Below are 212 nucleotides of genomic sequence, written 5' to 3' on the forward strand. Positions count from 1 at the left end.
GGCCACGATCCAACCCCATGTCGGTATGGCGGCTAACAGGCCGGCGCTCGATTGCGCGCTTGCCTTGTCATGTGTGCTGGTACCTTCAAGGCTGTTCAGGGTGGGGACGGTTCCTGAATCCGGGCCTGTCTCTGTTTGCGAACTCGAGGTGGAAGTAGAGCCGGGCACGTCGTAAACGCCCGCTTTCCTGGGCTGGTCCGCCATCTGCATCC

The 212-nt window shown here is 61.8% G+C and carries 1 protein-coding gene; it reads right to left on the reverse strand.

Translation table 11 applies throughout. The annotated features are described in order from the left end of the window. A partial coding sequence (locus AC5JJ6_RS01130) for a hypothetical protein (protein ID WP_496040273.1) occupies nucleotides 1-204 on the reverse strand: 204 nt, incomplete at its 3' end. Between the last annotated feature and the right edge of the window lie 8 nt (nucleotides 205-212).

This window comes from Skermanella sp. (assembly GCF_059503625.1).